Origin of the sequence: Luteococcus peritonei (assembly GCF_039526385.1) — a bacterium.
In the GTDB taxonomy this organism is placed as follows: Bacteria; Actinomycetota; Actinomycetes; order Propionibacteriales; family Propionibacteriaceae; genus Luteococcus; species Luteococcus peritonei.
Genome location: NZ_BAAAIX010000001.1, coordinates 1 through 23,601, shown reverse-complemented (window position 1 = coordinate 23,601; position 23,601 = coordinate 1). Strand labels below are relative to the sequence as shown.

Annotated in this window: 25 protein-coding genes; 18 read left to right on the top strand and 7 right to left on the bottom strand. The window is 71.7% G+C overall.

All coding sequences use genetic code 11. The features are described 5' to 3' along the window. The first annotated feature begins 102 nt into the window (after positions 1-102). The 3 genes from ABD073_RS00125 to ABD073_RS00115 are packed head-to-tail and all read left to right on the top strand — an operon-like array spanning position 103 to position 1,309. Positions 103-747: a DUF3043 domain-containing protein gene (locus ABD073_RS00125; protein WP_343871666.1), complete on the top strand. Its 645-nt coding sequence runs from the start codon at positions 103-105 to the stop codon at positions 745-747. 35 nt (positions 748-782) lie between these two features. Beyond that, the gene (locus tag ABD073_RS00120; RefSeq protein WP_343871665.1) at positions 783-1,001 is read left to right on the top strand and encodes a hypothetical protein; all 219 of its coding nucleotides are present in this window, start codon (positions 783-785) and stop codon (positions 999-1,001) included. Then, the gene (locus tag ABD073_RS00115) at positions 998-1,309 is read left to right on the top strand and encodes a hypothetical protein (RefSeq protein WP_343871663.1); all 312 of its coding nucleotides are present in this window, start codon (positions 998-1,000) and stop codon (positions 1,307-1,309) included. Before ABD073_RS00120 ends, ABD073_RS00115 begins: the two co-directional genes overlap by 4 nt. A 12-nt stretch (positions 1,310-1,321) precedes the next feature. Here ABD073_RS00115 and gcvT read toward each other — a convergent pair whose 3' ends face one another. Further along, positions 1,322-2,440, bottom strand: coding sequence for a glycine cleavage system aminomethyltransferase GcvT (gcvT, locus tag ABD073_RS00110; protein WP_343871662.1), 1,119 nt, complete (start codon positions 2,438-2,440; stop codon positions 1,322-1,324). A 195-nt stretch (positions 2,441-2,635) separates the two neighbouring features. On the opposite strand from gcvT, the gene ABD073_RS00105 reads away from it, so the two are divergent. The 5 genes from ABD073_RS00105 (at position 2,636) to ABD073_RS00085 (ending at position 10,775) form a co-directional block, all read left to right on the top strand. Further along, positions 2,636-4,120, top strand: a complete 1,485-nt coding sequence (locus ABD073_RS00105; protein WP_343871661.1) for a leucyl aminopeptidase — start codon at positions 2,636-2,638, stop codon at positions 4,118-4,120. A gap of 157 nt (positions 4,121-4,277) precedes the next feature. Next, the gene (sucB, locus tag ABD073_RS00100) at positions 4,278-6,119 is read left to right on the top strand and encodes a 2-oxoglutarate dehydrogenase, E2 component, dihydrolipoamide succinyltransferase (RefSeq protein WP_343871660.1); all 1,842 of its coding nucleotides are present in this window, start codon (positions 4,278-4,280) and stop codon (positions 6,117-6,119) included. Positions 6,120-6,258: 139 nt separating this feature from the next. Continuing rightward, entirely contained in the window at positions 6,259-7,017 is a 759-nt protein-coding gene (locus ABD073_RS00095; RefSeq protein WP_343871659.1) for a DUF4191 domain-containing protein, read from the top strand. Positions 7,018-7,020: 3 nt separating this feature from the next. Continuing rightward, the gene (locus tag ABD073_RS00090; RefSeq protein ID WP_343871658.1) at positions 7,021-8,814 is read left to right on the top strand and encodes an ABC-F family ATP-binding cassette domain-containing protein; all 1,794 of its coding nucleotides are present in this window, start codon (positions 7,021-7,023) and stop codon (positions 8,812-8,814) included. 164 nt (positions 8,815-8,978) lie between these two features. Continuing rightward, on the top strand, positions 8,979-10,775 hold the full coding sequence (locus ABD073_RS00085; RefSeq protein ID WP_343871657.1) for a calcineurin-like phosphoesterase C-terminal domain-containing protein: 1,797 nt from the start codon (positions 8,979-8,981) through the stop codon (positions 10,773-10,775). Positions 10,776-10,839: 64 nt separating this feature from the next. Here ABD073_RS00085 and ABD073_RS00080 read toward each other — a convergent pair whose 3' ends face one another. Next, on the bottom strand, positions 10,840-11,970 hold the full coding sequence (locus ABD073_RS00080) for a glycosyltransferase (RefSeq protein ID WP_343871655.1): 1,131 nt from the start codon (positions 11,968-11,970) through the stop codon (positions 10,840-10,842). Further along, on the bottom strand, positions 11,970-12,401 hold the full coding sequence (locus tag ABD073_RS00075) for an RDD family protein (protein WP_343871654.1): 432 nt from the start codon (positions 12,399-12,401) through the stop codon (positions 11,970-11,972). Before ABD073_RS00075 ends, ABD073_RS00080 begins: the two co-directional genes overlap by 1 nt. A 152-nt stretch (positions 12,402-12,553) precedes the next feature. Between ABD073_RS00075 and glnA the strand changes: the two genes are divergently transcribed. The 3 genes from glnA (at position 12,554) to ABD073_RS00060 (ending at position 17,499) form a co-directional block, all read left to right on the top strand. Beyond that, positions 12,554-13,975, top strand: coding sequence for a type I glutamate--ammonia ligase (glnA, locus tag ABD073_RS00070; protein ID WP_343871653.1), 1,422 nt, complete (start codon positions 12,554-12,556; stop codon positions 13,973-13,975). A gap of 96 nt (positions 13,976-14,071) precedes the next feature. Then, positions 14,072-17,155, top strand: a complete 3,084-nt coding sequence (locus ABD073_RS00065; RefSeq protein ID WP_343871652.1) for a GH92 family glycosyl hydrolase — start codon at positions 14,072-14,074, stop codon at positions 17,153-17,155. 26 nt (positions 17,156-17,181) lie between these two features. Continuing rightward, positions 17,182-17,499, top strand: a complete 318-nt coding sequence (locus ABD073_RS00060; RefSeq protein ID WP_343871651.1) for a TfoX/Sxy family protein — start codon at positions 17,182-17,184, stop codon at positions 17,497-17,499. Here the strand turns inward: ABD073_RS00060 and ABD073_RS00055 are convergent. Together ABD073_RS00055 and ABD073_RS00050 are read right to left on the bottom strand one after the other, a co-directional pair. Continuing rightward, positions 17,486-18,589, bottom strand: a complete 1,104-nt coding sequence (locus tag ABD073_RS00055) for a LacI family DNA-binding transcriptional regulator (RefSeq protein WP_343871650.1) — start codon at positions 18,587-18,589, stop codon at positions 17,486-17,488. The genes ABD073_RS00060 and ABD073_RS00055 overlap by 14 nt on opposite strands. A gap of 42 nt (positions 18,590-18,631) precedes the next feature. Then, positions 18,632-19,393, bottom strand: coding sequence for a precorrin-6A/cobalt-precorrin-6A reductase (locus ABD073_RS00050; RefSeq protein WP_343871649.1), 762 nt, complete (start codon positions 19,391-19,393; stop codon positions 18,632-18,634). Between the two features lie 61 nt (positions 19,394-19,454). Between ABD073_RS00050 and ABD073_RS00045 the strand changes: the two genes are divergently transcribed. Both ABD073_RS00045 and cobA read left to right on the top strand, forming a co-directional pair. After that, entirely contained in the window at positions 19,455-19,940 is a 486-nt protein-coding gene (locus ABD073_RS00045) for a precorrin-2 dehydrogenase/sirohydrochlorin ferrochelatase family protein (protein ID WP_343871648.1), read from the top strand. 77 nt (positions 19,941-20,017) lie between these two features. Next, complete coding sequence (gene cobA / locus ABD073_RS00040; RefSeq protein ID WP_343871771.1) at positions 20,018-20,767, top strand: uroporphyrinogen-III C-methyltransferase; 750 nt, start codon at positions 20,018-20,020, stop codon at positions 20,765-20,767. 15 nt (positions 20,768-20,782) lie between these two features. Here the strand turns inward: cobA and ABD073_RS00035 are convergent, their stop codons facing one another. Next, complete coding sequence (locus ABD073_RS00035; protein ID WP_343871647.1) at positions 20,783-21,874, bottom strand: CobW family GTP-binding protein; 1,092 nt, start codon at positions 21,872-21,874, stop codon at positions 20,783-20,785. After that, on the bottom strand, positions 21,874-22,131 hold the full coding sequence (locus ABD073_RS00030; protein WP_343871646.1) for a type B 50S ribosomal protein L31: 258 nt from the start codon (positions 22,129-22,131) through the stop codon (positions 21,874-21,876). The genes ABD073_RS00035 and ABD073_RS00030 overlap by 1 nt, the downstream gene beginning before the upstream one ends. 103 nt (positions 22,132-22,234) lie before the next feature. Here ABD073_RS00030 and rpmB point away from each other — a divergent pair, with 103 nt between their 5' ends. The 5 genes from rpmB to ABD073_RS00005 are packed head-to-tail and all read left to right on the top strand — an operon-like array spanning position 22,235 to position 23,421. After that, the gene (gene rpmB / locus ABD073_RS00025) at positions 22,235-22,471 is read left to right on the top strand and encodes a 50S ribosomal protein L28 (protein WP_343871645.1); all 237 of its coding nucleotides are present in this window, start codon (positions 22,235-22,237) and stop codon (positions 22,469-22,471) included. Positions 22,472-22,487: 16 nt separating this feature from the next. Continuing rightward, complete coding sequence (rpmG, locus tag ABD073_RS00020) at positions 22,488-22,655, top strand: 50S ribosomal protein L33 (protein ID WP_343871644.1); 168 nt, start codon at positions 22,488-22,490, stop codon at positions 22,653-22,655. Continuing rightward, positions 22,655-22,954 (top strand): 30S ribosomal protein S14, encoded by a 300-nt coding sequence (gene rpsN, locus ABD073_RS00015; RefSeq protein ID WP_343871643.1) that lies wholly within the window; start codon positions 22,655-22,657, stop codon positions 22,952-22,954. The genes rpmG and rpsN overlap by 1 nt, the downstream gene beginning before the upstream one ends. 3 nt (positions 22,955-22,957) lie before the next feature. Further along, positions 22,958-23,137: a 50S ribosomal protein L32 gene (rpmF, locus tag ABD073_RS00010; RefSeq protein WP_343871642.1), complete on the top strand. Its 180-nt coding sequence runs from the start codon at positions 22,958-22,960 to the stop codon at positions 23,135-23,137. 11 nt (positions 23,138-23,148) lie between these two features. Beyond that, positions 23,149-23,421, top strand: coding sequence for an HU family DNA-binding protein (locus ABD073_RS00005; protein WP_343871641.1), 273 nt, complete (start codon positions 23,149-23,151; stop codon positions 23,419-23,421). Positions 23,422-23,601 lie beyond the last annotated feature (180 nt).

Here is a 23,601-nt window from a genome sequence, read left to right as displayed (position 1 = left end):
AGTGGCCGGGGAGACCGTCGCGACCGGGCCGCTGGCACCGGGCACTAGCATGTCCCCATCACGCCGGCACCGGCAGGCGACCCGAGACGACGAGGACACACCGTGGGACTCTTCCGACCCTATGAGCAGGGCAAGACCGAGCAGGGCCGCGCGGCCCGCAGGAGCGGCGGGGCCACGGAGGCCCGGTTGGCCGGTGGCCCCGCGGCCACCGAGACCGTCGAGGACCCCTCGCTCGACCAGGCAGCCACCGCCTCCCGCCAGCCGCGCAAGAAGGGCACCCGCACCCCCACCCGCGCCGAGGCCGAAGCGGCCAGGATGGCGCGTCTGCACCCCCAGCTCAGCCCGAAGGAGGCCAAGCGCGCCGAGCGCGAGGCCGCCCGCGACGCCCGGCTGCGCAACCTGGACGCCGTGGAGAACACCAAGGAGCGGCGTCTGGCCCGCGACCACGTCGACGCCCGATGGACCATCACGGAGTTCACGATCCCGCTGATGCTGGTGATCATGGCCATCTCGCTGGCCGGCGGCCGCCACCAGGCTGTCGTGACCGGAACCTCACTGGCCATGCTGGGCCTGTTCGCGCTGTGGATCCTCAACATCGTCGTGGTCTGGCGCGGGTACACCCGCCTGCTGGCCGAGCGCGGTCTGGTCAAGCAGCGAGGCATCATGATGTACATCATCAACCGGATGATGACGCTGCGCGCCCTGCGTCGCCCCCAGCCCGCGATCGCGCGCGGCGAGTCCTACTGAGCAGGCCGCCGGACCAGGACCAGGAGAAGTTGATCATGGGATATCTGTGGACCGCCGAACTCTCCCCCGCCGGGGAGGCCACCGAAGATGATCTTGCAGGTGCCGGCATCGGCCGCCGCTTCGAGGACCAGGCGATGGCCGAGGCCTGGCTGGCCGAGTACTACCAGGAGCTCGCCGACCTGGGCGTGGCCCAGGTGAGCCTGTTCGAGGAGGACCGCCTGGTCTACGGACCGATGTCGCTGGAGGCGGAGTGAGGCTCACCGGGCGCCGGGCCGCGCACCTGCTGCTGGCCCTGGCGGGGTTGGCGCTGCTGGTCCTCGGGGTGGTCCGGGTGGCCAGCCCGGACGTCAGCTGCCGCGGGGTGGAGATGCACCCTGGTGACGTCTGCCACAAGAACGGCTTCGGCCAGATGGGCACCGACGAGGTGCAGAGCTATGAGCAGCGGCTGCACTCGGCCCGGATCTCGCAGCCCGTGGTGATCGGCACCGGCGCGCTGGTGCTGGCCTTCGGCGGCGCCCTGCTGGTGCAGGACCTGCGTCGCGAGGACGCCGCCCGGGCCTGACGGGGTCCCGCCTCAGCCCTCGCGGACCTCGGGGGTCACGAAGGGCGGGCGCACCACGCGGAAGCGCTCCACCCGGTTGCGCACCTGCACCCCCACCTCGTCGTCGAGCTCCACCGCGGCGTCCACGAGTGCCAGGGCGACGCCCTGCTTCAGGGTGGGCGAGAAGGTGCCGCTGGTGACCTCACCGATCACAGAACCCTCGTCGTCCACCACGGACATGCCGTGCCGCGGGATGCCGCGCCCCAGCGCCAGCAGGCCGCGCATCCGTCGGGCCGGCCCCTCGGCCTTGATGGCGCGCAGCACGTCGGAGCCGAGGAAGGGCTCGGTCTTCTTCCAGCCCACCGCCCAGGACAGGCCGGCCTCCACCGGATTGATCTCGGGGCTGATGTCGTTGCCGTGCAGCGAGTAGCCCATCTCGGTGCGCAGCGTGTCGCGCGCCCCCAGCCCGCAGGGACGGATGCCCAGCCGCTGGCCGGCGGCCATCACCTCGTCCCAGACGGTGAGCGCGTGCTCGGTGGGGACCACCAGCTCGTAGCCCTTCTCACCGGTGTAGCCGGTGCGGCAGACCGTCATGGTCCAGCCCTCGCGCTCGATCACGCGGAAGGCCATGTAGTCCATGTCGGTGGGCAGCCCCAGGTCGTTGAGCAGGGCCTCCGAACTCGGACCCTGCACCGCCAGGACGGCGAAGTCCTGGTGCTGGTTGACCACCTGGATGTCGTTCACCTCCGCGCGGGCCCGGTCCGCGAGCACCTGCACCACCTTGGCGGTGTTGGCCGCGTTCGGGATCAGGAAGATGTCGGTCTCGGAGTTCACGTAGGCGATCAGGTCGTCGGTGACGCCACCCTGCTCGTTGCACAGCATGGTGTACTGCGCCTTGCCCGGGCCCACCTTGTGCAGGTCATTGGTCAGGCAGCGGTTCAGGAAGTCGATGGCGGCCTCGCCGGTGACCCGGGCCTTGCCCAGGTGGGAGACGTCGAAGATGCCCACCTGGTCACGCACGCAGTGGTGCTCGGCGATCACCCCGCCCCCCGCATACTCCAGGGGCATCGACCAGCCGCCGAACTCGGCGAACTTGGCACCGGCCTGCTCGTGGCGCTCGTGGAGCGGGGAGCGCAGCAGTTCCTCGGTCATCTCTCTCCTCAGTCATCGCCTTTCGGCGTCCGGTGGGCCCAACGGCACAATTCGGGCAGCGTCGCCCGAACCGCGAAAGGTTCTCGTTCGACACAGGCTAGCCGACGCCAATTTGCCATCGACAGTCCCCTTGGGCCCTCGGGCGCGCTGGGCTAGCCTCGCTCAGGTAACCGTCTGACCGTCGAAAGGCCCTCCGTGCCCAGCACCCAGCTCCCCGCAATCGAGATCGTCAACCAGGTCCCCTCCGGCGCCGACCACGTGGTGGTGGGACTGCAGGGCGGCGAGCCCCGGCTGGTGGGCGTCGGCTCCGCCACCGAGAAGGCGGCCAAGCCCTTCGGCGGCGTGCTGGAGCTGGCCCGCTCGTTGGGTGCCGAGTCCAGGGCCGGTCACGTCACCCTGCTTCCCCGTCTGGACACCGCGCTGGCCGTGGTGGGCCTGGGCGAGGACGAGCCCACCCCGGAACAGGTGCGCCGCAGCACCGGCGCCGCGGTGCGCGCCCTGCTGGGCCGCAGCGGCGAGGCGCCGGTCCATGTCGCGGTGAACCTGTCCACCGACGAGCCCGAGACGGTGCGCGCCGCCATCGAGGGCGCGGTGCTGGGCGCCGACGAGTTCACCAAGGTGGGCAGCGAGCCCCGGCAGCGGGTCTCGCGGCTCAGCGTGGTCAGCGCCGTCTCCGGTGCAGAGGCCAAGCAGGTGCTGGCCGATGCCGAGGCCGTGGCGCGCGCCGTGCTGACCGCACGCACCTGGGTGAACACCCCGGCGAACCTGCTCTACCCCCAGACCTTCGCCGAGCAGGCCAAGGATCTGGCCAAGGGCTCGAAGATCGAGGTGGAGGTGCTGGACGAGAAGGAGCTGGCCCGGCAGGGCTTCGGCGGCATCCTGGCCGTCGGCGGCGGCTCGGCCCGTCCGCCGCGCCTGGTGCGGCTGGACTACAAGCCCCGCGGCGCCCGCAACCACCTGGTGCTGGTGGGCAAGGGCATCACCTTCGACACCGGCGGCCTGAACCTGAAGCCGGCCGAGGGCATGTACACCATGAAGTGCGACATGTCCGGCGCTGCGGCGGTGCTGGCGGCCACCCGCGCCATCGCCGAACTGGGCCTGGCGGTCCACGTCACCTGCTATGCCTCGATGGCCGAGAACATGCCCTCGGGCAGCTCCTACCGGCCCAGCGACGTGATCACCATGTACGGCGGCCAGACCGTGGAGAACGTGAACTCCGACGCCGAGGGCCGCCTGGTGATGGCCGACGCGCTGGCCCGCGCCCAGACCGACCGGCCCGACCTGGTGGTGGACGTGGCCACCCTGACCGGCGCCTGCATGGTGGCCCTGGGGCTGCGCACCGCGGGGCTGATGACCTCGGACGATGCCACCGCCGACCTGGTGCTGGACGCCGCCGAGGTGGCCGGCGAGGACTTCTGGCAGCTGCCGATCCCCGAGCACATCCGCAGCGAGCTGGACTCGAAGGTGGCCGACCTGAAGTCGGGCGGCTCGCGCTACGGCGGTGCGATGACGGCCGCCGCCTTCCTGCAGCGCTTCGTCGCGCAGGACACCGCCTGGGCCCACCTGGACATCGCCGGACCGGCCTTCAACAGCGAGCAGCCCTATGACTACGTGCCCAACGGTGGCACGGGCGCCTCGGTGCGCACCCTGGTGGAGCTGGCCCGCTCGCTGCAGGACTGACGCCTTCTCGCTACGACGGGGCGGCACCGCGGGGTGCCGCCCCGTCGGTGTCGCCGGCGCCGCGCGCGTCCCGATCCGCAGGGGGATGTGTGACAAGCCCCGCAGGGGGATAGTCTGGCCGGGACAATCCGTGGATCTGCAAAGGAGCCCCAACCTCATGGCGACCGAAGTCACCCTTCCCGCCCTTGGTGAAAGCGTCACCGAAGGCACCGTCTCTCGTTGGCTGAAGGCGGTCGGAGACCGTGTTGAGGTCGACGAGGCCCTCGTCGAGGTCTCCACCGACAAGGTGGACACCGAGATCCCCTCCCCGGCTGCCGGCGTGGTCCTCGAGATCCGCGTGGCCGAGGACGACGTCGCCGAGGTGGGCGCCGTGCTCGCCGTCATCGGCGAGGAGTCCGAGGCCGGCGCCGACGTCGCCGCAGCCCCCACCACCCCCTCCACCGAGAAGCCGGTCGACAACGAGCAGCCCGCCGAGGCCGCCGTCGACTCGCAGGAGGCCGTGAACGAGACCGAGGCCGCCCCGGCCGATCCCTCGGCCGCCGAGGCCCCCGCCGGTGGCGAGGCCGCCGCGGCTCCCGCCGACGGTGCTGCCCAGGGCACCGAGGTCACGCTGCCCGCGCTGGGCGAGTCCGTGACCGAGGGCACCATCAGCCGCTGGCTGAAGGAGGTCGGCGACAGCATCGAGGCCGACGAGGCGCTGGTGGAGGTCTCCACCGACAAGGTCGACACCGAGATCCCCTCCCCCGTCGCCGGCACCGTGCTGGAGATCCGGGTGAAGGAGGACGAGGTGGCCGAGGTGGGTTCCGTGCTCGCCGTGATCGGTGACGCCTCCGCCCAGGCCGCCGCCCCCGCCGCGGCTCCCGAGCAGCCGAAGCAGGAGGAGGCCGCCGCGGCTCCCGAGCAGCCGAAGCAGGAGGAGGCCCCCAAGGCCGAGGAGGCCCCGAAGCAGGAGGAGGCCCCCAAGGCCGAGGCTCCCAAGGCCGAGGCTCCCGCCGCTGCTCCGGCTCCCGCGGCCCCGGCTGCCCCCGCCGCTCCCGCGGCCCCGGCTGCCAAGAAGGCTTCCGACGAGGGCATCTACGTCACCCCGCTGGTGCGCAAGCTGGCCGCCGAGAACGGCGTCGAGCTGAGTGAGATCACCGGGACCGGCGTGGGTGGCCGGATCCGCAAGCAGGACGTGATCGCCGCCGCCGAGGCCAAGAAGGCTCCGGCCCCGGCCGCCGCTCCCGCTGCCGCCCCGGCTGCTCCGGCTGCCGCCCCGCAGGTCCCGAAGGGTGCCGACTCCAGCAAGCGCGGCACCACCGAGAAGATGAGTCGCCTGCGCCAGACCATCGCCAAGCGGATGACCGAATCGCTGCAGACCTCGGCCCAGCTGACCGCGACGGTCGAGGTGGACCTCACGAAGATCTCCCAGCTGCGCAAGCAGCACAAGGACGACTTCAAGAAGCGCGAGGGTGCTTCGCTGAGCTACCTGCCCTTCATCACCAAGGCGTCCATCGAGGCCCTCAAGCAGTTCCCCTTCGTGAACGCCACGATCGAGGACAACCAGGTGACCTACCACGACGTCGAGCACATCGGCATCGCGGTGGACACCGACAAGGGCCTGCTGGTCCCGGTCATCAAGGACGCCGGCGACCTGAACATCGCCGGCCTGGCCAAGAAGATCGCCGACCTGGCCGCGCGTACCCGCAGCAACAGCGTGACCCCCGACGAGCTGGGTGGTGGCACCTTCACCATCACCAACTACGGCTCGGCCGGCACCCTGTTCGACACCCCGATCATCAACCTGCCGCAGGTGGCCATCCTGGGCACCGGCGCGCTGGTGAAGCGCCCCGTCGTGCTCGACGTGGACGGTGCGGACGTGATCGCGGTGCGCGACATGATGTACCTCTCGCTGACCTACGACCACCGCCTGATCGACGGTGCGAAGGCAGCCCTCTTCCTGGCGGCGGTCAAGAGTCGCCTCGAGGACGGCGACTTCGCCGGTGAGCTCGGCGCCTGATCGCAGCACGCGTCGAACGGGCCCGCATCCCCTCGGGGGTGCGGGCCCGTTCGTGTCCGGGCGCCGCGGGCGGATAGCATGGCTCGGTGGCGCTGCCCGGCAGCACCAGATCCACCACCAGACCTAGTGCGGAGTGACGATGGCGAGCGAGAAGGCCAAGGAACTGCGGGCCCAGCAGAAGGCCCAGATCAAGGCTGAGAAGGAGCGCAAGAAGAACTCCAGCGACCCGCGGGACTGGAGCCAGATGCGCCAGCTGCGCGAGAGCTACCGCCTCACCCAGGAGGCGGACCCGCAGCTGCCGTGGGTGCTGGCCGCCGGCTTCCTGGTGCCCTTCCTGGTCTGCCTGCTGCTCGGACTGTTCGTCTTCGAGCCGGTCTGGCTGTGGATCCCGCTGGGCATCATGGCCGGCCTGTCGCTGGCCCTGTTCCTGTTCACCCGTCGGGTCAAGAAGTCGGTCTACACCCGCTACGAGGGCCAGCCCGGCTCCGCCGAGATCGCGCTCAACATGCTGGGCAAGGACTGGCACTCCACCCCGGCCATCACCGCCACCCGCAGCATGGACGTGGTGCACCGCGTGGTGGGCCCCGGCGGCCTGATCCTGGTGGGCGAAGGTGATCCCAAGCGCCTCAAGCAGCTGCTGGCCACCGAGGTGAAGCGCCACGAGCAGACCGCCTACGGCGTCAAGGTACAGACCGTGCAGATGGGCGACGGCCAGGGCCAGGTGCCGCTGGCCAAGCTGGCCGATCACATCAAGAAGATGCCCAAGACGCTCACCAAGGTGCAGGTGGACGACGTCACCAAACGCCTGCGCGCCATGGACGCCGTGCGCTCCCGCGTCCCGCTGCCCAAGGGCCCGCTGCCCCAGCAGGGCTCGCGACGCGCCATGCGCGGCCGCTGATCCGTGGCAGCCACCAACCTCGTCAACGCCGAGCAGGTCAGCAAGACCTTCGGCACCCGCACCATCCTGGACCAGGTCTCGCTGGGCCTGGGCAAGGGCGACGTGATCGGCGTCGTCGGCCGCAACGGCGACGGCAAGTCCACCCTGCTCAAGGTGCTCACCGGCGCCCTGGAACCGGACCAAGGCCGTGTCACCCGCACCGGCTCGGTCTCGATCGGTGTGCTCACCCAGGCCGAGCAGGTCCGCTCCGGCGAGACGGTGCGCGACCTGATCGTCGCCGGGGAACCCGACCACGTCTGGGCCCGCGACGCCTACCGCCGGGCCGTGGTGGAGCACCTGCTGGCCGACATCGACCTGGATGCCGAGCTCTCCCGCCTCTCGGGCGGCGAGCGCCGCCGGGCCGGCCTGGTGAGCCTGATGTTCGGCCAGCACGACCTGCTGGTGCTCGACGAGCCCACCAACCACCTCGACGTGGAGGCGGTGGCCTGGCTGGCCGACCACCTCAACACCCTGCAGCAGCGCTCCATCGCCATGCTCGTGGTGAGCCACGACCGCTGGTTCCTGGACGCCATCTGCAACCGGGTCTGGGAGGTGCACGACGGCGTCGTGGACGCCTATGACGGCGGCTACGCGGCCTATGTGCTGGCCCGCGCCGAGCGCGCCCGCCAGGCCGCGGCCAACGAGGCACGACGCCAGAACCTGGTGCGCAAGGAGCTGGCCTGGCTGCGTCGCGGCGCCCCGGCCCGCACCTCCAAGCCCAGGTTCCGCATCGAGGCGGCCAACAGCCTGATCGCAGACGTCCCGCCACCGCGCGACCGGCTGGCCCTGGAGCAGTTCAGCGTCACCCGGCTGGGCAAGGACGTCTTCGACCTGGAGAAGGTGACGCTGCGCTTCGGCGAGCGCACCCTGCTCAACCAGCTCACCTGGTCCATCGGCCCGGGCGACCGGATCGGCCTGCTGGGCGTCAACGGCGCCGGCAAGACCACCCTGCTGAACCTGCTGGCGCACCAGATCGAGCCCACCTCCGGGCGGATCAAGCAGGGCAAGACGCTGCGGCTGGGCCACCTGAGCCAGCACGTCGGGGAACTGGACGACCGCGAGACGGTGCTGGAGAGCGTGAACCGGATCAAGGCGGAGACGAAGCTGGCCACCGGCAAGGACGCCAGCGCCTCCAACCTGCTGCAGGAGTTCGGCTTCACCGGCGACAAGCTGGTGACCCGGATCAGCGAGCTGTCCGGTGGCGAACGCCGACGGCTGAGCTTCCTGCGGATCCTGATGGAGGAGCCCAATGTGCTGCTCCTCGACGAGCCCACCAATGACCTGGACATCGACACCCTGACCGTGATCGAGGACTACCTCGACACCTGGCCGGGCACGATGATCATCGTCAGCCACGACCGCTACTTCCTGGAGCGCGTCACCGACCACACCTATGCGCTGATGGGCGACGGCCGCTGCGTCCTGCTGCCCGGCGGCGTGGACCAGTACCTGGAGCACCGGCGCAGCTCGCGGGCCGCGGCACCGGCCGCCGCGGAGCAGCCCGACTCCCCCGCCGCGGCCTCGGGACCGAAGGTGTCGGCGGCCGAGCAGCGGGCGGCGAAGAAGGAGATGAGCCGGATCGACGGCCAGCTCACCAAACTGCGCGCCCGGATGGACCGACTGCACCAGCAGATGGCCGAGGCGGCCAGCGACTACACCCGGCTGGCGGAGCTGCAGGCCGAGCTGCAGCTGGCCACCGACGAGTCCGACGAGCTGGAGCTGGCCTGGCTGGAGGCGGCCGAGACCGCCGAGGGCTGATCCTCGCGCACCGGCCCGGCCGGTGTCGAGGCTTTCGCCGGATGTGCTTGCAGAGTTCAGATTGCGAGCCGAAGGGTTGCGCTGGGCGACACCGGGAGGTCACGTCGGCTGCCTAGCGTGGGCTGCGCCGCCAGACGGCGGCCCCACCCCGGAAGGAAGTCGTCATGAACCACTCCCGCTCCCGCAACCTCAGCATCGGCCTGACCGGCCTGTCCGCCCTCGCCCTGGGCGCCACCCTGCTCGCACCCGCCGCCCAGGCAGCCCCGGCCGCCAAGGACGGCGCCACCTATGTGGGCAAGGTCCAGGTGGTCAAGGGTCGCGCCGCAGATCCGAAGAAGCTCACCGGCACCGTCTTCGTCGACGCCGACCGTGACTCCCGCCAGGACCGCAACGAGAAGGGCCTGGCCGGCGTGCGGGTCTCCAACGGTCGTGACGTCGTGGTCACCGACCGCCAGGGCCGCTACTCGCTGGCCGTCGACGGGAACACCACCGTCTTCATCACCCAGCCGCGCGGCTACCAGGTGCCGGTGGACGCCGACAACGTCGCCCAGTTCTACTACAACCACCTGCCCGCCGGCTCGCCCGCGCTGAAGTACGGCGGCATCAAGCCCACCGGCGAGACCCCGAAGGCGGTCAACTTCCCGCTCAGCGCCAGCAAGCTGACCCACACCACGGACCAGCACTGCCTGATCGGCGGTGACATCCAGACCTACAAGGACAAGGAGGTCACCTATGCCGCCAACGGTGCCTTCAAGGACCTCTCCCGGCGCACCGACTACGCCGGCTGCGGCGCCCTGTTCATCGGCGACATCGTCGGTGACGACCCCAGCCTCTACCCCCGCACCCGCGAGCTGACCTCGATGCTGAACGGTCCGGCCCGCTTCCTGCCCGGCAACCACGACCTGGACTTCGACGCGAAGCAGCGCGAGCACCGCTTCGATTCCTTCCGCAACCAGTTCGGGCCCACCTACCACTCCTACGACGCCGGCAAGGTGCACGTGATCTCGCTCGACACCGTCGACTACCCGGTGGTGGGCAGGTCCTACAACGGCATGCTGGGCGCCGAGCAGATGGAGTGGCTGGCCAATGACCTGGCCCGCACCCCCAAGGACCGGCTCGTGGTGATCGCCGGGCACATCCCGCTGCTGACCTTCGCCGACGAGGGCAGCCAGCAGCACCAGATCGACGAGGTGGCCCAGGTCTACAAGCTGCTCAAGGGCCGCAAGGCGATCCACGTCTCCGGCCACACCCACAGCATCGAGAACATGCGCAAGGGCGATGCGATGCAGGGCTGGGAGAAGCTCTTCGGCGTCACCGGCCTGCCGTTCACCCACCTCACCTCGGGTGCCATCTCGGGCGACTGGTTCTCCGGGCAGATGACCGACAAGGGCTACCCGGTGGCGGTCCAGCGCGACGGCGGCCTGCCCGGCGTGGTCACCCTGGACGTCAAGGGCACGTCGGTGACCGAGCGCTTCACCGTGCGCGGCGAGGACGAGGACAAGCAGATGACCCTCGGGCTCAACACCCCCGCCTACCGCGACTGGTTCGTGCGCAGCATGCCCGCCGCGGGCAAGCCGAAGCCCGGCAATGCCGAGGCGCTGGCCGACCCGCTGGTGGTCAAGCAGGCCGACCTGGCCTCGACCTGGCTCACCACCAACTTCTTCATGGGCTCCACCGGTTCCACGGTGAAGGTCTCCTTCGACGGCGGCCGCGCCCGCACCGCCGACCGCACCCAGAAGATGGAGGGCGAGGGCCAGTACGTCGGCGCCGCCTACTCCGACCCGACCGCCGCGCAGCAGCAGCTGGTGCACGGCGGCTCGGTGGCCGACCGCAGCATGCACCTGTGGCGCAGCAGCCTGCCCACCGACCTGGCCCCCGGCCGCCACACCGCCCGGGTCACTGCGACCGACGTGCACGGCCGCAGCTTCACCGAGACGATCAGCTTCGAGGTGAAGGCCTGACCGGTTGCCCCTGGCAGTCGCGCCGCGCGACGCCCACGACCCGTCCGGGTCGTGGGCGTCGTCGTCAGTGGCTGCAGACCCGGGCGTAGACCTCGGTCAGCTGGGCCGCCACCGTCGAGGGCGAGAAGTCCTGCTGCGCCCGGGCGACGATGTGGTCGCGGTCCCAGTCCCGGAAGTGACGCACGAAGGTCTGCAAGGAGGCGGCCAACTCCTCCGCGGAGCCGGTCTCGGCGAACATGCCCCGGTCCTCGGTGAGGAAGCCCTCCGGACCGCCGCAGCGCGAGCTGAGCACCGGCAGCCCGGCCGCCATCGCCTCGATGAAGACCACGCCGAAGGTCTCCCAGGTGCTGAGCAGCACGAAGCCGTCGCTGGCCGCGAACTCCTGCGCGATCTGCGCCCGGGAGCGGAAGCCCAGCAGCTTCACCCGGTCGCCCAGGCCGGCCTCGGTCACCCGGGCCTCGATCTGGGAGCGCTCCGGGCCCTCGCCCATCAGCACCAGCTCCACCTCCGGGCGCTCGGCGAAGGCCAGGGCGAAGCCGTCCACCAGCAGCGCCATCCGCTTGCGGGGCAGCAGGTTGCCCACGCTGACCAGCCGGATCGAGTCGTGCTCACGGCGCGGCTGGGCGGCGAAGGTGGACACGTCGACGATGTTGGGCAGCACCTGCACCGGCAGGTCGAAGGCGCCGGTGAGCACCTCGGCCAGCGCCTCGGAGACCGCCACCACCGCGTCGGCCTTGCGGTAGGCCTCGGCGGCCTTGCGTCGCAGGCGCAGCGGGATCCCCTGGGGAGAGAACTTCGAGTTGTGCTCGGTGACCACCAGCCGGAAGGTGCGCCGGTGGCGACTGCGGGCCGCCGCCAGCGCGTACTTCGTGAAGTGGGCGTGCACCACGTCGGGGGCGCCGTGCAAGGACAGGATCCGGCTGAAGCCGGCGTCGAAGGCTCGGTCCAGGACGGCCTGGTCCACCGCATCCGGCACCTGTCCCAGCGGGATACGGATGGTGTGCACGTCGATCCCGTCGATCACCTGGTGCAGCACCCCGAAGCCGCGCACCCGGCGCAGCGAACGCACGTCGAGCGCCAGGATGGCCACCCGGTGGCCGGCGGCCTGCAGGGCGCGGGCCTGGTCCAGTTCGAAGATCCCCCACAGCGGGGTGCGCGGGCTCGGCACACCCCGCGCGACGATGGTGACGAACATCAGTGCCTCCTCACGACGACGGTGCCCAGCGCCAGGTCGTCCAGGGCGCGACGGTCTCCGCCCACCACGACGGCGGGCACCACCAGCACCTTCATGGCGGCCCGGGCCAGGCTGCGCAGCAGCCCGACGGGACGGCCGTCGAGGCGCACCACGGCGATCCGGCAGACCAGCTGTCCGAAGGAGCCGGCCACCAGCAGGGTGAGCAGCGCCTTCTGCACGAAGTAGAGCGCCATCGGGGTCCAGCGACGCCAGTCGAAACCGAAGGTGACGCCGTCGCCGAAGAGCAGCCGGGCGATGATGGTGCAGCCGGCCCAGTCGATGACCAGGGCGGCGAGCCGCTGGCTCCAGGTGGCCAGCGAGCCCCGCCCCTCGCGCGGCAGCCCGAGCCGCTGTCCGGGGTACTGCTCCTCGACGACATCGGCCTGACTCATGGCAGGCAGCCTATCGCGGCCCCGCTGTCTCGCCGGGCGGAAGCGGCCTCCCGCATGGCGAGCACGTAACACGCCTGTTACACCGCCGGAACGCCTGGGCAATTTGGACCCGATAGCGTCGGGACAACGATCAAGGACCACCTGGAGGAAACATGTTCCAAGGCGCCGAGGACCTCCTCGCGTTCATCAAGGACGAGGGCATCGAGAACGTCGACGTCCGCTTCTGCGACCTGCCCGGCGTGATGCAGCACTTCACCGTGCCTGCTGCCGCCTTCGGCCCCGAGGTCTTCGAGGACGGCCTGGCCTTCGACGGTTCGTCGATCACCGGCTTCCAGAAGATCCACGAGTCGGACATGGCGCTGATGCCCGATCCCACCACCGCCTTCGTGGACCCCTTCCGCGCCTCCAAGACCCTGGTGGTCAACTTCTTCGTCCACGACCCGATCACGAAGGAACCCTACAGCCGCGATCCGCGCAACATCGCCAAGAAGGCCGAGGCCTACCTGCAGTCCACCGGCATCGGTGACACCGCCTTCTTCGCCCCCGAGGCCGAGTTCTACGTCTTCGACGACGTGCGCTTCGAGACCAAGGCCAACGGCTCCTTCTACGAGATCGACTCCGAGGCCGGCGCCTGGAACACCGGCCGCGTCGAGGACGGCGGCAACCGCGGCTACAAGGTGAAGATGAAGGGCGGCTACTTCCCGGTCTCCCCCGTCGACCACTTCGGCGACCTGCGCGACGAGATCGTCGCCCACATGGAGAAGCTGGGCATGCAGACCGAGCGCGCGCACCACGAGGTGGGCACTGCCGGCCAGGCCGAGATCAACTGGCGCTTCGACACCATGCTGGCCAGCGCCGACAAGGTGATGCTGTTCAAGTACCTGGTCAAGAACACCGCCTGGGTGAACGGCAAGACCGCCACCTTCATGCCCAAGCCGATCTTCGGCGACAACGGCTCCGGCATGCACGTGCACAGCTCGCTGTGGAACGAGGGCAAGCCGCTCTTCTTCGACGAGAACGGCTACGGCAACCTGTCCGATCTGGCCCGTTGGTACATCGGCGGCATCCTGAAGCACGCCCCGGCGCTGCTGGCCTTCACCAACCCCTCGGTGAACTCCTACCACCGCCTGGTGCCCGGCTTCGAGGCCCCGGTCAACCTGGTCTACTCGGCCCGCAACCGTTCCGCCTGCATGCGCATCCCGCTGACCGGCGCCAACCCCAAGGCCAAGCGCGTCGAGTTCCGCTGCCCCGACCCGTCCAGCAACCCCTACCTGGCCTTCGCGGCCCTGCTGCTGGCCGGCATCGACGGCATCCAGAACCGGATCGAGCCGCCGGAGCCGATCGACAAGGACCTCTACGAGCTGCCCCCGGAGGAGCACGCCCAGGTGCAGCAGGTTCCCGCCACGCTCGACGAGGCGCTGGACGCACTCGAGGCCGACCAGGACTTCCTGCTCCAGGGCGATGTCTTCACCCCGGACCTGATCGAGACCTGGATCGAGCTGAAGCGCGCCGAGATCGACGAGATCCGCCAGCGCCCGCACCCCTACGAGTTCGACCTCTACTTCGCCATCTGATCCGCGCGATCTGATCGACGAGCCTGACGGCCGCCGCCCCACCGGGCGGCGGCCGTTTCGTGTCCCGGGTGCGGCCCGGTGTGCTCGAATGGTGCCGTGCCCAGCTTCCACGCCCCCGCCCGACTGGTCCGCGACGACGGGCCGCCCGCGCCGCCCAGCTCGGCGCCGCGCAGCGGGCTGACCGACGGCCCCGAGGTCTTCCGGGTGGACCTGGGGCGCCCGGGCGTGCTGCCGCTGGGGATCCACGTCGAGGCCAGAGCCGGCCACGTGGTGCGGCTGGCCATCCATCCGGACCTGGACGGGCACGACGGCTTCGCCGCCACCGGCGCCTGGCCGCTGGCGTTGACCGCCGACGGGCCCATGGCCCTGGTCGACCAGCACGGCCACACCGGCCCGGGCCCGGTCTCCTGCCTGGTGGTGCAGCAGTGGAATGTGCTCGACTGCCCGCTCGACGCGCTGACCGGTCGGGTGGAGCTGGCCCTCGACTGTCCCACCGGCCTCGGTCGGCTCTGGCTGCAGGTGCTGGGCAGCCGTCCGGCACCCGAGCCGGTGGACGACCCCGTCGAGGCGGTCCGCACCACGCGCGGCAGCCACTCGGGGCGCGGCTTCAGCCGCGGCAACACCTTCCCCGCCACGTGCCTGCCGCACGGCTTCACCATGCTCACACCCGTCACCGACGCCCGCACCCGGATGTGGACCTATCGCTGGCACGGTGAGCGCTCGGCCACGCCCGAGCTGCAGGCGCTGGCCTTCAGCCACCAGCCCAGCCCGTGGATCAAGGACCGCCACCAGCTGCAGCTGATGGGCTGGCAGGGCGAGCCCGTCACCCACCCGTCGCGTCGCGGCATCGGCTTCAGCCACGACGACGAGTACGACCGGCCGCACCACTACCGGGTGCGGCTGGCCGACGAGTCGGTGGCCGAGATGGTGCCCGCCGACCACGGCGGTCTGTTCCGCTTCTCCTGGCCCACGGCCGCGGGTCGTCGCGGAGCCATGGTGGACATCCCGCGCGCCGGCCTGCTGCGCTCGCGCCGGCTGGCCGACGGCCGCGTCGAGTTCTGGGGGCGCCTGGAGTCCGACCCGGCCGGCGGCAACCAGTTCCGCGCCCCGGTGGGCTTCTTCGCCGGTCGCAGCCGCCAACCGGTCCGCATCCTGCGTACCCGCGGCCTGCGAACGCTGGTGCTGGAGCAGGCCGACGGCGAGCAGCTGGAGCTCGAGGTGGCCACCAGCTTCGGGTCGGTGGACCAGGCCTGGCACAACCTCACGCTGGAGGTGCAGGGCGTCGGCTTCGACGAGCTGGCCACCCGGGCTCACCGGGCCTGGTCAGAGCTGCTGGAACGCCTCGAGCTGCCCGACGATCCCGCCCTGCGCTCCACCGCACTGACCTGCCTGTACCGGGTGCACTGCTGGCCCAGCTCGATGCACGAGAACACCGGCACCGCGGAGCAGCCGCGCTGGGTGCACGCCTCCCCCTTCTCCCGGGCCCCGCTGCCCCGCCCCTGGCGGCCGGGAGCGCTGTGGCGCACCACCAGCCCCGTCGTCGAGGGACGGATCTTCGTCAACAACGGCTACTGGGACACCTACCGCACCGCCTGGCCGCACCTGGCTCTGTTCACCCCGGGGCTGGCCGGCGACCTGGTCGACGGGCTGCTGGCGGCCTGGCGGGAGAGCGGCTGGATGGGCCGCTGGAGCGCGCCCGGGCACAACAACTGCATGGTGGGCACCTCCAGTGACGTGATCTTCGCCGATGCCGCCCGCCACGGCCTGGCCTTCGACGAGCCGGCGGCCTATGACTCCGCGCTGCGCAATGCCTCCTGCCCCTCGCCGGACCCGCACATGGGTCGCAAGGGACTCCAGCTGGCGCGCCACCTGGGATGGGTTCCCAGCGAGGTGGACGAGGCGGTGGGCTGGAGCATCGAGAACGCGGTCTGCGACGCGGCGCTGGCCACCTGGTCCGCGGACCTGGCCGGACGCGCCGACGAGCTGGGCCTGCAGGGACGTCGCGAGGAGCTGCTGGCGAACGCCCGCTGGCTCACCAACCGGGCCCTCGGCCTGGGACTGCTCTTCGATCCGGACAGCCGGATGCTGCGCGGCCGCACCCGTGACGGCGCCTGGAGCCGTGAGGACTTCGACCCGCTGGACTGGGGTGGCGACCACACCGAGAGCTCGGCCTGGACCGGCAGCGTCTCGATGACCCACGACGGCGCCACGCTGGCCCGGCTGCACGGTGGGCCCGAGGGCCTGGCGGCGCACCTGGACCGGCTGCTGGCGACGCCGGAGACCGGCCGCCATCCGGGCCACTACCCGGCCGGGATGCACGAGATCGCCGAGGCGCGGGCGCTGCGGATGGGCCACCTGGCGCTGTCCAACCAGCCCGCCCACCACATCGCCTGGATGTACCTGCATGCCGGGCGACCCGACCGCGCGCAGCAGGTGGTGCGCGAACTGCTGGACCGCGGCTTCGTCGGTGCCGAGATCGGGCAGGGCTATCCGGGCGACGAGGACAACGGCGAGATGAGCGCCTGGTGGCTCTTCGCGGCCATGGGGCTGTACCCGCTCAGCCCCGGCAGCGGCCAGTACGTGCTCGGCGCCCCACTGGCACCGATGGTCTGGCACGGCGAGCGCGGCACGCTGCGCGTGACCACGAGCGGCTCGGGGCCCTTCGTCGCGGCGCTGCGGCGCAATGGTGAGGACTGGCCGCACCCGGTGATCACACTGAAGGAGCTGCAGGGCGAGGTGGAGCTGGCCTTCGAGTTGTCCGAGCAGCCCACCGACTGGGGCCGCGAGCGGGCACCGTGGAGCCTGACCACCGACGGCCCGGGCCGCGACTGGCCCAGCTGGCGCGCCGACCGCGCCGGGGCTGCGGTCTGGGAACCGGCCGTGCCCGACCTGGTGGACGATCGCGCGCTGCGTGCCTACCGCGTCGAAGGGCCGCTGCTGGCCCGCTGGGAGCGCCCCTGGAGACCGCGGCTCCTGGTCTTCACCGTCCAGCAGCCGGGCGAGGTGGGGCTGCGCGTCCAGGTGCTGGTCGACGGCGACTGGCGGGAGGTGGCCAGGCGCCGACTGGTGGTGCGCTGGCCGCAGCAGTCGGTGGCCGTCGAGCTCGACGAGGTGGCCACGGCGCAGCTGCGCCTGGCGCTGGACCGCCCCGTCGACCTGGTGCAGCTGGAGGTGGTGTGAGCGCCTGCCGAGGACGAGGAGAAGCCATGACTGACCAGCACGACCTGGTGGACCGGGTGCGCGCGGCGCTGCGGGAGCACGAGCCCCGGGAGGTGCGCATGATGGGCGGCATCTCGTTCATGGTCGATGAGCAGATGCTGGTCGCGGCCCGCAGCGGCGGCGACCTGCTCGTCCGGATCGACCCTGTCCGGGCCGCGGAGCTGCTCGCCCGGCCAGGCGTCCGTCCGGCCGTGATGGGCGCCGCCCGCCGCCCGATGGGCGAGGGCTGGATCAGCGTGGACGCCTCCGCCCTGCAGAATGACGGCCTGAGCTTCTGGCTGGCGGTGGCGCTCAGCCGACCTTGAGGTCGTGGGCGGTGGCCAGCAGCTCGCCGGTGGGCATGGCGCGGTCCCGCGGGACCGGGTTGGGGCCGGGCTGCGAGAGATCGCGCCGTGGGCCCGAGGAGGCGCGCACGGCGAGCTCGGGCAGCGGACCGATGCGCAGCTCGGGCGCAGCACCGGACACCTGGGCCAGCAGCGACTGCGCGGCCATGGCGCCCAGCTCCTCGGAGCGGCGCCGCAGCGCGGTGATGGCGGGCCGCTGCATCCGGCAGGCCGGGGAGTCTTCGAAGCTGGCCATCGCCACGTCCCGGCCCACCCGCAGGCCGGAGTCGTGGCAGGCGGCCACCCCACCCATGGCCAGCAGCTCGTTGTCGAAGATCACGGCGCTGGGGGCGTCCGGGCTGCGCACCAGGCGTTGGGTGGCCTGGCGGCCGGACATCTCGTCGGCGCTGGGCAGGTGGACCACGCGGGCGGCTGCGCCCTGCTCGCCGCAGACCTGACGGAAGGTGTCGGCGCGCCAGCCGACGTAGTAGCGCTGCTCGGGCCCGGTCACGTAGGCGATGGATCGGTGCCCCAGGCCCAGCAGGTGCTCGGTGAGGGTCCGAGTGGTGGCGGGCTCGTCGGCGCAGACCGCGCCCAGACCGTCGCCGATCGGCGCACCCACCACCAGGCCCGGCATGCCCAGCTCGGCCAGCAGCTCGGGGCGCCCATCGCCCTCGCGCGGGCGCAGCAGCAGCGCCCCGTCCACGCGCTGCTCGCCCCACCAGGTGCGATAGGTGTCGTGCTCCTCCTCGTCGTCGTGGACGATCTGCAGCACCAGCGACTGGCGCAGCGGACGCAGCACCTCCTGCACGCCGGCCATGAAGCGCATCACGAAGGCCTCGGAGTAGTCGTCGCCCCCGGCCCGCTGCAGCACCAGGCCCAGGGCTCCGGCGCGGCGGCCGGAGAGCGCTGCGGCGGCGGCGCTGCGGGTCCACCCCAGCTCCGCGGCCACCCGCTTGATCCGCTGCCGGGTCTCCTCCGAGACCCCGGGGCGGTCGTTCAGCGCGAAGGACACCGCGCCGGGCGACACCCCGGCTTCCCTGGCGATGTCCTTGATGGTGATCCTGCGCATGGAGCCAACTATGTGCCTTGCCCTAGGCTGCGATCAAACGGTTTAGCCACCCGGTGACAAGCTCTGGCCAAAGGTGAACCCGGGGCCACCGGAGGCCAGCCAGGCCACCACCTCGTCGCGGTGGAAGACCTCGGGCCCGGGCAGCGACGGACGCCGCACCATCACCACCGGGATGCCCAGCCGGGCGGCGGCGTCCAGTTTCGGCGAGCTGGCCGTCCCGCCCGAGTCGCGGCAGACCAGCACCTGGACGTCCTGCATCAGGCGCAGTTCGCCGGCCAGCTCGAAGGGCCCCGGGTCGCGAACCACCCGCCAGTCGGCCGGCAGCGGCGAGCGGGGCTCCTCGCGCAGCCGGGCCACCACCGGGGTGGGCAGCAGGTGGTAGTGCCACAGCGGCTGCGCCCCCACGGTCAGCAGTGCCGGTGCCCCGTGGCGCCCCGCGGCACGGCAGGCCTGGTCGTGGTCGTCCACCCACTGCCACAGCGAGGAGTCGGGCCGCTCAGCCCAGCTGGTGCGGCTGTAGCGCAGGTAGGGCGTACTGGCCATCCGGCAGGCGCGCACCGCCTGCACCGTGAGGCTCTGCGCGAACGGGTGCGTCGCGTCCAGCACGGCATCCACCGGGTGGCGGGCGAGATGCTCCACCAGGCCGTCGACGCCCCCGAAGCCCCCGCGCAGCACGGTGCCGGGCGGCTCGTTGCGGGGCGCCACGGTGCCGAAGAGCATGCTGGTCACCCTCACCCCCTCGGCGACCAACCGCTCGGCGAGCTTCTTCGCCTGACGGGTTCCGGCGAGCACGAGGACGTCCATGGCTGCCCAGCAAACCACCTCGGCGGGCCGGGGACCAGCAGGGCCTGACATGCTGGGAGGCATGCCGGACGACGCGAGCTTCTACCTCAGCGGGCTTGACCTGCGCGGTCGGGCGGTGCTGGTGGCCGGTGCCGGGCGCGTCGCCACCCGACGTCTCCCGGCCCTGCTGGAGGCCGGGGCGGTGGTCACGGTGGTGGCCCCGCAGGCCAGCGAGCTGGTCAGGGAGCTGGCGGCCACCGGGCGGCTGGCCTGGTTGCCGCGCGAGGTGCGCTCCGAGGACGTGGTGGGCGCCTGGTACGTGATGGCGGCCACTGATTCGGCCCGGGCCAATGCCCTGGTGGGCGAGGCGGCCGAGCGGCAGCAGACCTTCTGCGTGCGCTGCGACCGGGCCGCGGCCGGCAGCGCCCGCACCCCCACGCGGCTGGCCGTCGACGGCTTCACGGTCGGCGTGCTGGGAACCGGCGACCCGCTGGCCACCCGCGCCCTGCGCGACCGGATCGCCGCCGCGATCACCGTCCCAGCGGCTGGAAGCGGGCAGCAGGGGTGAGCTCGCCGCTGGGAGAATCCAGGGGCCCCGGCGACCCGCACGCCGCCATCCCCCGAAGAACGAAGGACATGACCACGATGAGCTCGTCCACCCTGGCCCCGCTGGTGCCCGGCACCGTCACCCTGGTGGGCGGTGGCCCCGGCGACCCCGGGCTGCTGACCGTGGCCGGGATGGTGGCGCTGCAGCAGGCCGACGTGGTGCTGGTGGACCACCTGGCGCCGCAGGAGAGCCTGGAGCACTGCCGCCCCGACTGCGAGGTGATCGGGGTGGGCAAGCACCCGCACGGCGAGTTCGTGGCCCAGGAGCGGATCAACGAGCTGCTGGTGGAGCACGCCCGCCGGGGACGACGGGTGGTGCGCCTCAAGGGCGGCGACAACTTCGTCTTCGGCCGCGGTGGCGAGGAGTGGCAGCACTGCACCGAGGCCGGCGTCGCGGTGCGCCTGGTGCCCGGGGTGACCAGCAGCGTCGCCGCCCCCGCCCTGGCCGGCATCCCGGTCACCCATCGTGGCCTGGTGCAGGGCTTCACCGTGGTCAGCGGCCATGTGGCCCCCGGGGACCCGCGCTCGGACCTGGACTGGTCGGCGCTGGCCACCACGGGGACCACGCTGGTGGTCCTGATGGGCGTCACCCACCTGCCGCAGATCATCGACGCGCTGCTGGCCGCCGGGCTGGACGCGGGCACCCCGGCCGCCGTCGTGGCCCGCGCCGGTCATCCCGAGATGCGCACCGTGCGGGGCACCGTGGCCGACATCGTCGCCCGGGCCCAGGGTATCCGGCCTCCCGCCGTGACGGTGATCGGCGAGGTGGCCGGGCTCGACTTCAGCTGAGCCGAGGGCGGGCCGTCAGCCCGCCCAGGGCAGCTCCACCTCGCCCAGCCAGGGCTCCAGCCCGTCGGGGCGCCCGGCCCAGCGGGAGGACACCCGCTGCTCGTGCTCGGTGAGCAGGACGTCGTGGAAGGCGCGGGCGATCCGGTCGCGCACCTGCTCGTCGATGCCGCTCACCACCAGCCGGGTGAAGGGGGTGCGCTCCTGCCACAGCCCGGCCTCGCCGATGCTGAGCTGGCCTCCCGAGCCGTCCCAGATGCAGACCACGCCCGGGCGACTGGGCAGGTGGAAGCAGCCTCGCGCGCGCACCTCCCCGATGCCCAGCAGCTCGATCTGCTCCAGCAGCCGGCCGGGATGGAAGGCGCGGGGGCTGTGCAGCTCGACGGTCCACACCCCGTGCCGCTCCTGCCGGGTCCGCGCCCGACGCCGGGTGGGTGCCATGCGCTGCTGGTTGCGCTCCACCTGGTGGCGCGAGGCGAAGACGGCTGCCACGTCCAGCGAACCGATGCCCTGCACCAGGTCCACGCCGGGCACCAGCGCGTGCTCCAGCAGGGCCAGGGCCACGGGGTCGGCGTCGTCGAGGGTTAGCACGGTGTCGCAGTAGTCCAGCTGGTTGGCCAGCGCCTCCCCCACCGCGCGCACGTCCTGCTCACTCAACTCCAGCCCGCGCTCGGCCAGCAGGTCATCCCCCAGCAGGTCGTGCACCAGACGGGCCTGGTCCACCACGGTCAGCACGTGGGCCAGTCGCAGAGCGTCCAGCTCGCCGTCGTCCAGCGCCTGCTGCACCTGGTGGGCCACCGCATCCGGGGCGCCGGTGGTGGGCAGCGTGACCAGGACCTGGCGCCAGCGCTGCTGGGCGGCGATCCAGCGCAGGGTGGGCACCAGGCCCTCGCGCACGGTGCAGCTCAGGCAGCCGTGGTCCAGCTCGACGTCCTCGCGGTGCACCACGCCGCCCAGGTCGGCCACGGTGCAGCGCACCACCTGCCCCTGGTCGGTCTGCACCAGGTCGTGGCGCACCTCGACGCCCTCGGCCATGTCGCAGGCCAGGCCCAACGAGGCCACGTCGCGCACGGTGGGGTCCACACTGGCCAGCAGCACCACGTCCAGCATCACTGCTTCTTCCCGTAGCGGCGGTTGAACTTCTCGACGCGGCCCTCGGTGTCGATGGTGCGCGAGCGGCCGGTCCAGAAGGGATGGCTGGCGCTGGAGATCTGCACGTCCACCACCGGATAGCTCTGCCCGTCGGTCCACTCGATGCGCGGCGACTCGGGCCCCACCGCGAGCGTGGAGCGGGTCAGGAAGCTGGTGCCGGCGGAACGGTCCCGGAAGACCACGGGCGTGTAGCTGGGATGGATCTGCTTCTTCATCGGGTGCGGCAACTCCTCGTCGTGAACTTGACCTTGACTTGAGAATGATTATCATTTTGTCTTCGGCTGTCAAGGTGGCAGCCACCACCCCAGGAGGTGCCGATTGTCAGCACGATGCCAGGTGACCGGGCGGGTTCCCCGCTTCGGGAACAACGTCTCGCACTCCCACCGGCGCACCCGGCGCCGCTTCGACCCGAACCTGCAGACCCGCCGGTACTGGGTCCCCAGCCTGGGGCGCACCGTCCGGCTGCGGATCAGCACCAAGGGGATGCGGGTGATCGAGGCCCGTGGCATCGACGCCGTCGTCGCCGAGCTGCAGGCTCGCGGCGAGAAGCTCTGAGCAGGAAGGAAGTCCGATGGCCAAGAAGTCCGAGCTGCGCCCGCTGGTGAAGCTGCGCAGCACCGCCGGGACCGGCTACACCTACGTGACCCGCAAGAACCGGCGCAACGATCCCGAGCGGCTGGTGCTGCGCAAGTTCGACCCGATCGCTCGGGCCCACGTCGAGTTCAAGGAGGCCCGCTGATGGCCAAGAAGTCCAAGATCGCCAAGGACCGCCAGCGCCGAGAACTGGTGGCGCGCTTCGCCGAGCGCCGTGCCGAGCTGAAGCGCACCATCCGCAGCGGCAGCGACCAGGAGCGCGAGGCCGCGATGGCCGCCCTGGCCCGCCTGCCCCGCGACTCCTCGCCGGTGCGGCTGCGCAACCGCGATGCCGTCGACGGCCGCCCGCGCGGCTACCTGCGCAAGGCCGGCGTGAGCCGGGTGCGCTTCCGCCAGATGGCCCATGCCGGCGAGCTGCCCGGCATCACGAAGTCGAGCTGGTGAGCCGTGGCCGTCCCCAAGCGACGCATGTCGCGCTCCAACACCCGCCACCGCCGCGCCCAGTGGAAGACCACCGCGCCCGACCTGGCCACCATCACCCACCAGGGGCACCAGTACCGCGTGCCCCGCAACCTGGTCCGGGCCGTGCACCGCGGCCTGGTCGACCCCGAGACCTTCACGATCTGAGAGGCAAGCCCATGAACCACTCCGAACTGGTGGCCGCCGTCGCCACCGCCACCGACCTGCCCATCGAGACCGTCAACGAGGTGCTGGGTAGCACCGCCGAGCTGGTGGGCCAGGCCCTGGGTCGTGGCGAGCGGGTCCAGCTCGCCGGCCTGCTGGTGGCCGAGCCCACCCGACGCAAGGAGCGCAGCGGACGCAACCCGCGCACCGGGGAGCCGATCACCATCCCCGAGCGCACTGCCGTCCGACTCACCCCGGCCGCCGCCCTGAAGCGCGCCGTGGCCTGATCCAGGTCCTCCGCAGACCGTCGCGGACCCGGGACGACCCACCGTCCCGGGTCCGTTCATGTCTGAACTCACCACATCACCACAGATTTCCCCGGCGAGGCGGGTGACAATTCGGCTCTTCGGACTTGAGGTGGGGGTCACGTGTCGAGGCCGCCGGCGATGAGTAGGCAGCGGAGGCGG